The organism is Streptomyces sp. NPDC001443, from assembly GCF_053597355.1.
Genome location: NZ_JBSFIA010000035.1, coordinates 63580 through 75417, shown reverse-complemented (window position 1 = coordinate 75417; position 11838 = coordinate 63580). Strand labels below are relative to the sequence as shown.

The 11838-nt window shown below is 72.7% G+C and carries 10 protein-coding genes; 3 read left to right on the top strand and 7 right to left on the bottom strand.

Going from position 1 to position 11838, the window contains the following annotated elements; genetic code table 11:
• Nucleotides 1-11 precede the first annotated feature (11 nt).
• Nucleotides 12-2630, bottom strand: coding sequence for a Pls/PosA family non-ribosomal peptide synthetase (locus ACWC24_RS30445; protein ID WP_450666100.1), 2619 nt, complete (start codon nt 2628-2630; stop codon nt 12-14).
• Nucleotides 2631-3062: 432 nt separating this feature from the next.
• On the opposite strand from ACWC24_RS30445, the gene ACWC24_RS30440 reads away from it, so the two are divergent.
• Complete coding sequence (locus ACWC24_RS30440) at nt 3063-4538, top strand: acyltransferase family protein (RefSeq protein WP_450666099.1); 1476 nt, start codon at nt 3063-3065, stop codon at nt 4536-4538.
• A gap of 118 nt (nt 4539-4656) precedes the next feature.
• Here the strand turns inward: ACWC24_RS30440 and ACWC24_RS30435 are convergent, their stop codons facing one another.
• Entirely contained in the window at nt 4657-6048 is a 1392-nt protein-coding gene (locus ACWC24_RS30435; protein ID WP_450666098.1) for a diacylglycerol/lipid kinase family protein, read from the bottom strand.
• 246 nt (nt 6049-6294) lie between these two features.
• Between ACWC24_RS30435 and ACWC24_RS30430 the strand changes: the two genes are divergently transcribed.
• Nucleotides 6295-8388, top strand: a complete 2094-nt coding sequence (locus tag ACWC24_RS30430) for a SpoIIE family protein phosphatase (RefSeq protein ID WP_450666097.1) — start codon at nt 6295-6297, stop codon at nt 8386-8388.
• 184 nt (nt 8389-8572) lie between these two features.
• On the opposite strand, the gene ACWC24_RS30425 is transcribed toward ACWC24_RS30430, so the two are convergent.
• Nucleotides 8573-9037 carry a hypothetical protein gene (locus ACWC24_RS30425; RefSeq protein WP_450666096.1) on the bottom strand — a complete coding sequence of 155 codons (465 nt, stop codon included), beginning with the start codon at nt 9035-9037 and terminating at the stop codon, nt 8573-8575.
• Between the two features lie 108 nt (nt 9038-9145).
• Between ACWC24_RS30425 and ACWC24_RS30420 the strand changes: the two genes are divergently transcribed.
• The gene (locus ACWC24_RS30420; protein WP_450666095.1) at nt 9146-9514 is read left to right on the top strand and encodes a MerR family transcriptional regulator; all 369 of its coding nucleotides are present in this window, start codon (nt 9146-9148) and stop codon (nt 9512-9514) included.
• An 81-nt stretch (nt 9515-9595) separates the two neighbouring features.
• Here the strand turns inward: ACWC24_RS30420 and ACWC24_RS30415 are convergent, their stop codons facing one another.
• The 4 genes from ACWC24_RS30415 to ACWC24_RS30400 all read right to left on the bottom strand — a co-directional run bounded on the left by ACWC24_RS30415 (nt 9596) and on the right by ACWC24_RS30400 (nt 11747).
• A complete protein-coding gene (locus ACWC24_RS30415; protein ID WP_450666094.1) occupies nt 9596-10045 on the bottom strand; it encodes a hypothetical protein in 450 nt (149 codons plus the stop codon).
• Complete coding sequence (locus ACWC24_RS30410) at nt 10029-10520, bottom strand: RNA polymerase sigma factor (RefSeq protein WP_450666093.1); 492 nt, start codon at nt 10518-10520, stop codon at nt 10029-10031. Before ACWC24_RS30410 ends, ACWC24_RS30415 begins: the two co-directional genes overlap by 17 nt.
• A 238-nt stretch (nt 10521-10758) precedes the next feature.
• Nucleotides 10759-11376, bottom strand: a complete 618-nt coding sequence (locus tag ACWC24_RS30405; RefSeq protein WP_450666092.1) for a class F sortase — start codon at nt 11374-11376, stop codon at nt 10759-10761.
• The gene (locus ACWC24_RS30400; protein WP_450666091.1) at nt 11373-11747 is read right to left on the bottom strand and encodes a sortase-dependent protein; all 375 of its coding nucleotides are present in this window, start codon (nt 11745-11747) and stop codon (nt 11373-11375) included. The genes ACWC24_RS30405 and ACWC24_RS30400 overlap by 4 nt, the downstream gene beginning before the upstream one ends.
• Nucleotides 11748-11838: the final 91 nt, after the last annotated feature.

Sequence of the window (11838 nt, the reverse complement as noted above, 5' to 3'; positions counted from 1 at the left end):
GGTGGCCTTCCTCAGCTCGCGGTGGCAGCGTCGTCGTCGGTGTGCCGTGTCCCGGCCCGGTCCGCCGGGCTCGCGTCGGCGGGGCGGTCGGACCGGTCGAGGGATTCGGGCATCTCCCCGGCGGGGTTTCCTCCCCAGCGGGCGTTCGGGGGGACTTCCTCGCCCTTCATCAGGAAGGAGTCCGGCGCCAGGACCGCGCCGTCCCCGATCGTCACCCCGTAGTGCACGTGTGCGCCGACGCCGAGGGTGCAGCGGGCACCGAGGGTGGTGCGGTCGGACTTGAAGGTGCCGTCCTCCTGCGAGTGGCACTGGATCTTGCTGCCCACGTTGAGCGTGCAGTCGTCCCCGATCGCGGTGAGCGTCCGCTCGGTGATGTGGCAGCCGTCGTCGAAGACCCGCCTGCCGACACGCACGCCCAGCAGTCGCCAGACCACGCTCTTGAACGGGGTTCCGTTGAAGACGTTGAGATAGTTCTCCGGGACCTTCCAGAGCCGCTCCTGGCGCCAGAAAGCCGGATCGTAGATGGAGCACAATTGCGGGCGCAGTCCGCGGAAGGATCCGATGCAACGCTCGCACAGCACGAAATAGAGCGTCGTGATGGCGAGGGTGATCGCGACATACGCACCGAGCACCACATGCCCGAGTGTTCCGTACAGGCTCTCCGTGGCGAGCCCGAACGCCGTGAGCACAAAGACGTGGAGCCATCGAAGGAACAGGAAAAGCAGCAGTGTGCGCGTGTTGTAGCGGTTCTTGGCGGCAAGATGGCGGCCGAGTTCCTGTTCGGTCCTGAGATGGTCGAACTGGACGTCGCGCTCGACCGTGCGGGGAATCTCGAAGGGCGGCGATCCGAGGATCCCCACGCCTTCCCGGATCCGGCCGTCGAGGGGCACCATCACCTTTGTCGCGAGCAGACAGTTCTCCCCCGTCCTGCCCCCGGCCGGATAGACGATGTTGTTGCCGATGAAGTTGCGCGGTCCGATCGACGCCCGGGAAACCCGGAAAGACGTGCTGGAGAAATCCGCGTTCACGATGGAAAGTCCGTCCGCCACCATCGTCCCGGTGCCGACGCGCACCAGATACGGGGTTTCGTGCTGCACCTCCGTACCGAAGTTCGAGCCGGTCTGCTCGATGCGCGAGAGATCGTAACCGAGAACCCGAAGATAATGCACGATGTAGGAACTGTCACCGAACAGCCAGGCGAAGAACTTGATGTTCGTCATCCGCGCTGTCGCCCGGTGCGCCGCATACCGGAAGCCGTACAGCGGATACGCCTGGTCGGGCTCGATCACGAGCGCGAGCAGACGCGGCACGGTGAACAGCACGGCCAGCCCCAGCACGACGAACCCGAAGAACAACGCGGCGGAAAGGAGTACGGCGTCGGTGAAGAATTCCGCCGACGAATTCAGCGGCGTGTCCGACTGGATCCGCTTGCCGAGCGCGGGGATCTGCGCGAACAGCATGTACACACCGCCGACGGCCAGCGGCACATACAGCAGGAACGTCTGCGCCAGGGTGACCAGCCCGAACCAGGTCCGGCGCAGAGCGCCGCACCTCGCCGGCGCGACCCGCACGTAGTCGATCCCGGTGGGCTCCGCGGGAGAGCCGTGCATGTGCGCGCCCGCGGGGACCGACTGGCCCGGGTACAGGGAGGACGCGTGGCCGAGCTGGGCTCCGTCGCCCATCGCGGTGTCGATGTCGAGGACGGTCTTCTCGCCGACGAACACGTCCCGGCCGAGGGTGACCGGGCCGGTCCTGATCCGTCCGGCGTGCGCGCGGTAGCCGAGGAAGGACGCCTCCTTGCGGATCACCGTGCCGGAGCCGATCGTCAGCAGGTCGGTGCAGACCGGCACGGAACGGGAGAGGATCGTGACCCCCGCGCCGATCCGCGCGCCGAGCGCCCGGAGGTAGAGCACGTACAGCGGATTGCCGACGAAGAACACCATCGGGTTGGCGTGGAGCAGCACCTTGACGAGCCACAGGCGGAGATACGCCAGGCCCCAGAGCGGGAATTCGGTGGGCTTCCAGCGGCCGACGAGAATCCATTTGGCCGCGATCGGGAACAGGCACAGGAGCAGGAAACCGACCCCGCCGAACAACAGCGACCGCAGATAGATGCCGACCAGCCCCGAGCCGGCCGCGACCCATTCGTAGCCGCGGGCGGTGACGAGCCCGAAGACGAACGAATATCCCAGGAATACGAACAACTGGACGGCTCCGCAGAACACATAACGCCCGGTGCTCCCCGGGGTCGCCTCCGGGGAGCGGTCGGTCACGGCCGGCGCCGCCGCGGGAATCGGCACGCCGACGGGGGCCGGGGCGGCCGCGTCCGCGAGGGCGGCCGCCAAGGCCCTGATCGTGGGATACCGGTAGATGTCCTTCATGGAGGCGGCCGGCAGATCCGACCGCTTCCGGACCCGTGCGCAGAACTGGGCCATGACCAGGGAGTTGGCCCCGAGGTCGTCGAAGAAGTGACTGTCGGCCGGCACGTGGTCCGCGCGTACGACACCGGCGAGCACTTCCGCGAATTCCCTTTCGGTGTCCTCCACCGTCGGGCCGGCACCATTGCCACCCCCGGCCACAGCGGCTCCGTCCAATCCGGATATAAAAATCTCGGACGACTGATCTACCATGTGCACTCCTGAGGACATTTCCCTGACCAATGGCCCCAGACGGCCGCCGGCCCATTGTCCCCGCGCTCTGTGGAACGGCACGGACCGAGCCATCCGGCAGCCACGAGGCCGTGCGCTCTCATTGATCACCAATCCATGGCCTACAGTCTCGGCCGTCCCTCGTCAGGTTGCCACTTCGAACCCGCCGGACGGAAACGACATCGCCGCCCGGCGGCCGTAATTCCCTGGACCCGCCACCACCGGCGTAAGTCGGGGACCACCCGGATGGCCGCTCCTCGGCCGGACATCCGGTGACACCGGCCTTGGCGCGCTCGTACGGGTGTGCCGCGGCCGGTCACGGGTGCCAGGGATCCGTCCCCTGGACGGTGGCGTCCGTGTGATGTTTCGGACGAGGGCGTCATGAACGGCGAGGAAGCGGCAAGGTTGCCTTTCATGCTCGGCACGGAACATCCCCCCGCACAGGAGACCAGGACGAACGCGGCGGCGCGGGCGTCGCCGCCCACCGGCCCGTCGGCCGCGGCCGACGCCGCTTCGGCGGCCCGCGCACCCGCCCTGCCGTCCCTCACCGGTCTGCGGTGGATGGCGGCGCTGCTCGTCTTCGGACTGCACATCCGCAACGCCGGTTACTTCGGCGGCACCGGCGGACGGATCATGACCTGGGGGTTCGGGCCCGGCGGCAGCGGGGTGTCCTTCTTCTTCGTCCTGTCCGGCTTCGTCCTCATGTGGTCCGCCCGGCCCGCCGACCGCGCGTTCGCCTTCTGGCGGCGGCGCATCGCCCGCGTGTACCCGGTCCACCTGGTCACGGCCGCGCTGGCGCTGCTCATGGCGTACGGCCTGGGCATGTTCACGATGCCCACGCCCCGCCAGGGCCTGGCCAACCTGCTGCTGGTGCACTCCTGGTGGCGCCCCTGGTGGCAGACGCTCGACCCGGTGAGCTGGTCGCTGGCCTGCGAGGCCTTCTTCTACGCGCTCTTCCCGGCGCTGGCGTTCGTCCTGCGCCGCCTCGGCGCCCGCGGATCGGCGGCCGTCGCCGGGGCGTCGGCGCTGGCGGTGCTGGCGCTGAGCGCCTGCGACCCCCACACCTGGCTGGGCGGACAGCTCTACTCGTTCCCCGCTGCCCGGCTGCCCGAGTTCGTCCTCGGCGCCGCCGTGGCCCGTACGGTGCTCCTCGGACGCTGGCGCGGGCCGGGTCTGGAGGCCTCGCTCGCCCTGACGATCATCGGCTACTTCCTGGTGCCCCAGGTCACCCCCGGTCACTCCGCCACCGCCTGCACCCTGCTCGGGTTCGCCCTGCTGATCCCGGCGGCCGCCGTCGCCGACCTGCGCGGACTGCCCTCGCTGTGGCGGCACCGGCGGCTGGTGCGGCTCGGCGAGCTCTCGTTCGCCTTCTACATGGTGCACCTGCTGGTCGTACGCGCCGTCCGCAGCCTCGTCGGCACCGGCCCGCGCTTCGGCGTGCCGGAAGGCCTGGGCCTGACCGCCGCCGTGTTCGCGGTGTCCCTGGGTCTGGCCTGGGTGCTGTACGAGGGCGTGGAGCGCCCGGCCAGAGGGCTGCTGCTGCGCGAGGGACGCCGTGCGCGCGCCGGTGGAACGGCCCCGCAGGCCCGTACCGGGGAACCCGGCGCCACCGCGGCCCGTACAGAGCGGGTCGGCACCCGGGAGGCCGGCGCGCCGTCGGGCGGTGCACCGGCCGGTGCGCCGGAGGCCCGGGCCGCACAGCCCTGCGCCCCGGAGGCCCGGGCACCGGAAGGCTGGGCACCGGAAGGCCCGGCCGCGCAGGCCGGTGCCGCACAGGTCAGTGCCGCGAGAGCGGGTTCCGCGCATGCCGGTTCCGCGAAAGCCGGTTCCGCGAAAGCCGGTTCCGCGAAAGCCCGTGGGGGGCCGGAGGCGGCCGCCCCGGACGCGTAGTCGGCCGTCCGGGCCGCTGCCCCCGAAGGTTCCGGGGGCGCGTGCACAGGCGACCGACCCGCCGCCTCGGCGCGGCGACGTACCCGTGAAAGCGACCGGCCGGCGGCCCGCGCGGCACTCAGCGCGGGCCGCCGCTCCCGTCGTCGGGCGCGGCCGTGCGGGTGCGGGCCGACCGTCCGGGTACGGCCGTCCGGCCGACCGCGGCCGCGAGCTTGCGCAGCCGGCGCCAGTCGAGGCGCGGCGGCGCCTCCGGCACCCCGGGCCGAACCCGGGGGACGCGCACCCGCAGCGAGCGCCGTGCAATACGGCAGCGGACGGGGGCGGGCATCAGCAGCGCCTCGCCGTCCAGCCCGACCTCCAGCTGCGCCTCGTCCGCCTCCACGACCACTTCGTGCGCGGTCAGCGCCGCCAGTCCGGACGGGTTCGGCTCCAGCACCAGCTCGGCCGCCTCCACGGCGCTGTCGACGCGGACGGCGAGGACCCCGAGCCGTCCCGAGTTCAGCCGCTCACGGCGGCCGAAGCCGAAGGGGTCGCCGGTGCGGTAGGCGTTGTTGCTCACCAGCACGGCCTGCGGCTCGGTGAGCGTGGTGTCGTCGGCACGGACGGTCAGCCGCGGACCGCGCTGCCGGGTGAGCAGGTCCGGAAGCACCTCCAGCGCGGTGCCGACCTTGGCGTCGCGGTAGCCCGGATTCTGCACCACGGCCCCGTACACCCCGAAGGAGGCGTTGTTGACGAACGGGCGGCCGTCGGCGAAGGCGAGGTCGACGTGCAGCTCCACCCCGTCGGTGAGCGCGTCCAGGCAGGTGGAGGGGTCGTCGCGGTCGAGGCCCAGGTCCATGGCGAAGTGGTTGCGGGTACCGGCCGAGATGACGAGGAACGGCAGACCGTGCTCCGCGGCCACGGCGGCGACCAGGGCCTGCGTACCGTCCCCGCCCGCGACACCCAGCAGGTCCGCTCCCCCGGCCACCGCCGCCCTGGCCAGCTCGGTGACGTCCTGGTGCTGTCCGGGGTCTAGCAGCACGACCTGCGCGCCGAGGCGCTCCGCCTTCTCCCGCAGGGAGAACTTCTCGACCTTGCCGCCGCCGGAACGCGGGTTGAGGATGAGGAAGGGCCGCTCCGGCGGCGGTGTGCGGTGCTCCTTCATCCATACGGGACGCAGGTCCGTGCTGCGCAGGGCGTACCGTCCGCTCCACACGGCCGCGCACCACAGGAGCGCGGACAGCGCGATCACCCACAGCAGCCCCACCGCGACGAACAGGGCGACCACGACGACGGGGGTGGCGGCCGCCAGCACCATCGCCGCCGCCCGGATCACTCCGCGCCGGGACAGCGTCCACCAGAGCGCGGCGGCGGTGACGGCCAGCCCGACGAGCCCGACCGCCAGCAGCACCAGCCCGCCGACCCCTCCGTAGACGAGGGGCAGCAGCGCGGCCGCCGCCGCGGCGGCCAGCGCGCCTCGGGCGGCCCATGCCTGCCGGTGGTGCCCCCGCCCACTCCCTGTCGCTGCCATGAGCCCCTTCCCCGGTTCGGCGCCTGCGTGCGGCACCGTCCCTCACTCCGTATGCGGGTCGGCATGATCGTGCGGGGCGCTGCGTGCATATCACCTGCCCCCAACCCCGGACGGTGAACCCGCGCGAAAGTGTGCGATCCCGGGCATCGGGGGGACCATGGAAGCCGAGACGCCCGCGCACCGGCGGGAAGCGTTCCCGGCCGGAAGGGGGCGGCGCCCGTCCTGCGGTCGGAAGGAGTGCCCTCGATGAGCGGACCCGAGCGTCCCCCGCCCGCCCTCGGTGTCGCGGTGGGCGGTCGGCCGAGCGGGCTGATGGACCTCCTGAACGTCGCGGCGGTCGTGCTGGACGCGGACGGCCGGATCGTGCTGTGGAGCCCTCAGGCCGAGGAGCTGTACGGCTACTCGGCGCAGGAGGCCCTCGGGCGGTACGCCGCGCACGTGCTCGTGCACGAAGAGCACTGGGACTGGGTGGTCCAAGCCTTCATCGACGTCATGGAGACCGGCCGGAGCTGGGCCGGGACGTTCCCCATCCGGTGCAAGGACGGCAGCACGCGCCAGGTGGAACTGCGCAACATGCGCCTGCTGAACGACGAGGGCGAGTACTACGCCCTCGGACTCGGCGCCGACTCCCCCACCCTGCGCGAGCTGGAACGGGACGTGGCGCTCTCGACCCGGCTGATCTCCCAGTCACCGGTCGGAGTGGCGATCTTCGACCCCGATCTGCGGTACGTGTCCGTGAACCCCGCCCTGGAACGCATGCACGGCATTCCCGCGACGGACCACCTCGGCCGCCACTACCGCGAGATCATGTCGTCCCCGGCGTTCGAGGAGACGGAGACGGCGCTGAAGCAAGTGCTGCGCACCGGGAGCCCGCTGATCGAGGAGTCCACCGTCGTGGGGCGCACTCCGGCCGACCCCGGGCACGACCACGCCTGGACGATCTCGATGTACCGGCTGGAGGACTCCCTCGGCCATGTGCTCGGGGTGGCGGAGCTCGTCGTGGACGTCACCGAGCGCCACGCGTCGGCACAGGAGGCCAGTGAGACTCGGCGCCGGCTGGCGCTGATCGCCGACGGCTCCGCCCGGATCGGCACCACGCTGGAGGTCGGTCGGACCGCCCGGGAGCTGGCGGACGTCACGGTGCCCGAGTTCGCCGACGTGGCCGCCGTCGACCTGCTCGACTCCATGCTCGACGAGTACCGGCCCGCCTCCCGGGACGGCCCGGCGTTCTTCCGCGCCCTCGCGGTGAAGGCCGCCTACCCCACCGACGCCTTCCTGGCCGCCGACCCGCCCGGCACGATCACCCGGTACGCCGCCGAGAGTCCGGTGACGACGTGCGTACGCGGCGGGCGGCCCGTGCTGATCCGGCACGCGGACGGCGGCGACCTGGCCCGGATCGCCCGCGACGAGGACGCGGCGGTGCTGCTGGCCCGGGCCGGGGTGCACTCCTACATGGCCGTGCCGCTCATCGCGCGCGGCACCACGCTCGGGTTCCTGGCGCTGACCCGCGCCCGCGATCCGCGGCCCTTCGACGAGGACGACCTCGCCATCGCCACCGAGCTCGCCTCCCGCGCCGCGGTCTGCATCGACAACGCCCGCACGCACCAGAGCGTGCGCAACGCCGCCGAGACCCTGCAGCGCAGCCTGCTCCCCGACCACCCGCCGCACCTGCCCGGCCTGCGGGTCGCCTCCCGCTATCTGCCCGCGCTCGCGGCCTACGAGGTCGGCGGCGACTGGTACGACGTGCTGCCCCTGGCGGGCGAGCGGACCGCGCTCGTCGTGGGGGACGTGATGGGCAGCGGCATCCACGCGGCCGCCGCGATGGGCCGGCTGCGCACCGCCACCGCGGCCTTCACCGAGCTCGACCTGGACCCCGCCCAGGTCCTCCAGCACCTGGACACGATCACCTCACGGCTCGAGCAGTACATCGCCACCTGCGTCTACGCCGTCTACGACCCGCACCGCGCCGAGCTGCGCATCGCGAACGCCGGCCACATGCCGCCCGTGGCGGTGTGCAAGGGCACCGGACCGCGGCTGCTGGAACTGCCCACGGGCACCCCGCTCGGCGTCGGCGGTGTCCCGTTCGAGTCGACCGTCCTCCGCTTCGCCCCGGACGACGAGCTGGTCCTGTACACCGACGGTCTGGTCGAGAGCCGCCACGAGCACCTCGACGAACGGCTCGAAGCGCTGCTGGGGCTGCTCGACGCTCCGGACTGCACGCTGGAGGAGACCTGCAACCGGCTGCTGGGCAGCCTCCGCAACCCGCAGGACCACGACGACGTCGCGCTGCTGATCGCCCGCGCCCGGCCGTTCACCCCGGTCACCGGCCTGCGGCATTGAGCCGTGCGCCCCGGTCACCGGCCTGCGGCATCGAACCGTGCGCCCCGGTCACCCGCCTGCGGCATCGAACCGTGCGCCCCGGTCACCCGCCTGCGGCATTGAGCCGTGCGCCCCGGTCACCGGCCTGCGGCATCGAACCGTGCGTCCCGGTCACCGACCTGCGGCATCGAACCGTGCGCCCCGGTCACCCGCCTGCGGCATCGGACATGGGCCCGTCGGCCAGCCCGGCCGTCGGACGGGTACGCCGGCTCCACCACGGCGCGAGCTGGAGGACCCCGAACGCCACCTCGGCCCCGAGGAACAGCCACAGCGCCCGCGTCGCACCGTGCGCCAGCGCGTACGCCTCCCAGGCCGCGAACAGCACCCGGGCGAAACCGTCGAACAGACCGTGCACCGCGACCGGCCGCAGGAGCCGCAGGGCGGACCAGACGACGACGAGCGAACCCATCAGGTTCGCGTACATGGTCTGCGTCGGATCGAGCGCGGGCAGCGTGCCCCACCCGAACGTGTCGCCCGCCCGGTCGAGGACGTCGTGGACCAGGGCGTACGTCCACGGTGTCGCGAAGCCGGCGGTGACGACGAGGTCGTACCAGGCGCTCGCGCGGACGAGGCGGAGATAGGCGGGGCGCGCGGGAGCGGGACGGGGCATCACGAGGGGGCTCCTGAGGGGTGCTGGGCAACCGACGCCTCACGGTAAACAGCGGAGTACGCTCCAAGGTCAAGGCCATCGGGCGGACGGAAGGCAGGACAAAGGGCCATGCGCATCGGGGAGTTGGCCGAACGTACGGGCCTGACGAAGGACACCGTCCGGTTCTACGAGCGGATCGGTCTCGTCGAGAGCCGTCGACTGCCCAACGGATACCGCGACTTCCCGCCGGAAGCCGTTCCCTGGCTCCGGTACGTCCGTACCGCGCAGGCGCTCGGGTTCACACTGGCGGAGATCGCACGGCACTTCGTGGAACTCGGCGAGGCCCCGGACAGCACGGCGGCACTGTCCGCGCTGTTCGCGGAGAAGATCCGGATCGTCGACGCCCGGATGACCGAACTCGCCGCCCTGCGCGCCGAACTGACGGAGCGTATGGACACCGGGTGCCCCTTGCGTGCGGTGGACGCAGCCGGGCGGTAGGCGTCCGGCCCACCGACGACAGCCCGTTCGCCGACGGGCCGTGCACGGCAGGCCCCGGGCCGGGACCTGCCGTCGCCCGGCTCAGCGTCCGGCGCGTGACGGACTGGGAACGGCCGCCCGAGGGTTCGCCGGGACGTCACGGGTGGTGGGCGTGACGGAGACCCGGTCCCCCACGGTCGGGGAGGCGGTCGGGGAGGCTTGCTGGGAGGCGTGCGGGGTGACCGGCGCGGGCGTCGCCGTGACACCGGGCGCGGCGGTGGGGCGGCCCGCGGGCGGCGGCGCCATCGGCACGACCGGGGACACGGGCGCCTCGGGCGTGCTCAGGTGCAGCGGCAGCGCGACGAGGACCGCGGCGACGCAGGTCAGACCGACCCCGGCGGCCGCCCGCAGCAGTCGACGGCGGCCGGCGCTGCGGCGGATCGCCTCGTACCGGCCGGGGGGCGGTCCGAGGTACTCGGGGGCGGGCCGCAGGATGACGGCGAGCGGGTCGTCGGGGTCGAGGTCCGGACCCTCGTCAGAGGCTGTGATCAAGGCTTCTCCTCAGGTGGGCGCGGAGCAGTTCGCGGGCCGCGTGCAGGTCGGCCTTGACGGTTCCCTCCTTGCGTCCGGTCAGTGCGGCCACCTCCCGGACCGGCATGTCAGCGTAGTAGTGCAGCAGGATGGGCACGCGCAGTCGCTCCGGCAGGGCCTGCACGAGCAGCCGTACCGAGGGGTCCGCCTGCTCGTCGTGCGGCCGGACGGCGACTTCGGAGGTGACTCGGCGTACGGCTCTGCGTTCGCGCTCCACCTTGCGCCAGTGGTCGCGGACGAGGTTGGCGGCGGTGACGTAGAGGAAGCCGCGGGGCTCCTCCACGGACGTCCAGCGGGCCCAGAGGCGGGTGAACGCCTCCGAGGCGATCTCGTGGGCGGTCCCGTCGTCGTCGACGAGGCGGCGGCACCAGCCGGCGAGACGCGGGTAGACGGCGGCGAACAGCTCGGAAGCTGCCTTGTCGCGGGTCCGTTTCAACGCTCTCCATGGTCGTGGCTGTCGTGGCTGTCGTGGCTGTCGGGGTTCGGGGCCCTGGGCACGGAAGGTCGTGGTCCGGGGGCGTCCGGCCGGACCTGCGACCGTACGGCCCGGGTCGGGTGGCTCGTGCAGGAGGATCCCGGACCGGTGGTGTGCGTTCCACCGGTCCGGGATCCGCGGTCCACGGTCCGGGAACCGGGGACCGTGAACCGGAGTCCGGACGGGCCGGACGGGCCGGTCAGGGACTCGTGGCGCTCAGCGCGGCGAAGACGATCACGTTGTCGAGGTAACCGTCACCGGTACGGGCGCCACCACAGGTGATCAGCCGCAGCTCGGGCCGGTCCACGTCCCCGTAGACCTGGTCCGCCGGGAAGTCCGCCTTGGCGACCGTCCGTACGGACTCGACGGTGAACTCCGCCGTCCTGCCGTTCTCCAGGCGTGCCTCGATCCGGTCGCCGCGGCGCAGGTCCGCCAGGTGGCGGAAGACCCCGTCGCCGTAGGCGCCGACCGTGACATGGGCGAGGATCACCGACGGGCCGACCTGGCCCGGTGTCGGCGAGTACCGGTACCAGCCCGCACGGTCGTGCGCCGTGACCGGGGGCACCTGCACCGTGCCGTCCGCGGCCAGCCCCAGTTGCATGACCGGGGTGTCGACCCCGATGGCCGGGATCCGCAGCCCGACCGGGACCGAGCGCCCGAGCGGCGCCGCCGTGGCCGCCCGCGCCGACATCCGCGCGGGCGGTTGCGTGGCCGTCGGGTGTGCTGCCGTGCCGCGGTCCGTGTCGGGCCCGGCGCAGCCCGCGAGCAACGCCGTCAGCGCCGCGGTCGCGAACGCACGCCTGGAGAGCGGGGTCATGCCCCGTTCGCCCGCCGGCGACGCACGACGAGCACCGTCCCGCCGGCCAGGGCGAGCGCAGCGGCGGCGCCGCCGATCACCGCGCCCTCGTCGCCGGACGAGGTGGACGCCGACGTCACACCGGTGTCGGGGGCTCCGTTCGGGACGCGGCTGACCTGGCCCGGCGTCGCGGCCCGGGTCGGCGCGGTGGTGGGCGCCGGACGCGGGGCGGCGCTCGCGACGGCGCTCGGGGCGGCACTGGGGGTGGCGTCCACGGTCACGGGGGAGCTGGGGACCGGGCTCGGGCTTCGCCCGTCGGCGAACGCGGGCACGGTGCTCGCCAGTACGGCCGTGCTCGCAAGTGCCAAGGTACTGAGGACAGTTCGGCGCATGAGTCGTTCTCTCTCGTCGGTCCGCCCGGCCGGAGGGGTCCGGCGGGCTGGGTTTCGGATCGCGCAGAGAGACGAGTCGACCGAAGCGCAG

Excerpts from the sequence above, each read along its gene's own strand:
- ACWC24_RS30405 (WP_450666092.1), bottom strand. The coding sequence starts at position 11,376 with ATGACCCCGCTCTCCAGGCGTGCGTTCGCGACCGCGGCGCTGACGGCG.
- ACWC24_RS30445 (WP_450666100.1), bottom strand. The coding sequence starts at position 2,630 with ATGGTAGATCAGTCGTCCGAGATTTTTATATCCGGATTGGACGGAGCC.
- ACWC24_RS30400 (WP_450666091.1), bottom strand. The coding sequence starts at position 11,747 with ATGCGCCGAACTGTCCTCAGTACCTTGGCACTTGCGAGCACGGCCGTA.
- ACWC24_RS30430 (WP_450666097.1), top strand. The coding sequence starts at position 6,295 with ATGAGCGGACCCGAGCGTCCCCCGCCCGCCCTCGGTGTCGCGGTGGGC.
- ACWC24_RS30440 (WP_450666099.1), top strand. The coding sequence starts at position 3,063 with ATGCTCGGCACGGAACATCCCCCCGCACAGGAGACCAGGACGAACGCG.
- ACWC24_RS30435 (WP_450666098.1), bottom strand. The coding sequence starts at position 6,048 with ATGGCAGCGACAGGGAGTGGGCGGGGGCACCACCGGCAGGCATGGGCC.
- ACWC24_RS30425 (WP_450666096.1), bottom strand. The coding sequence starts at position 9,037 with ATGCCCCGTCCCGCTCCCGCGCGCCCCGCCTATCTCCGCCTCGTCCGC.
- ACWC24_RS30420 (WP_450666095.1), top strand. The coding sequence starts at position 9,146 with ATGCGCATCGGGGAGTTGGCCGAACGTACGGGCCTGACGAAGGACACC.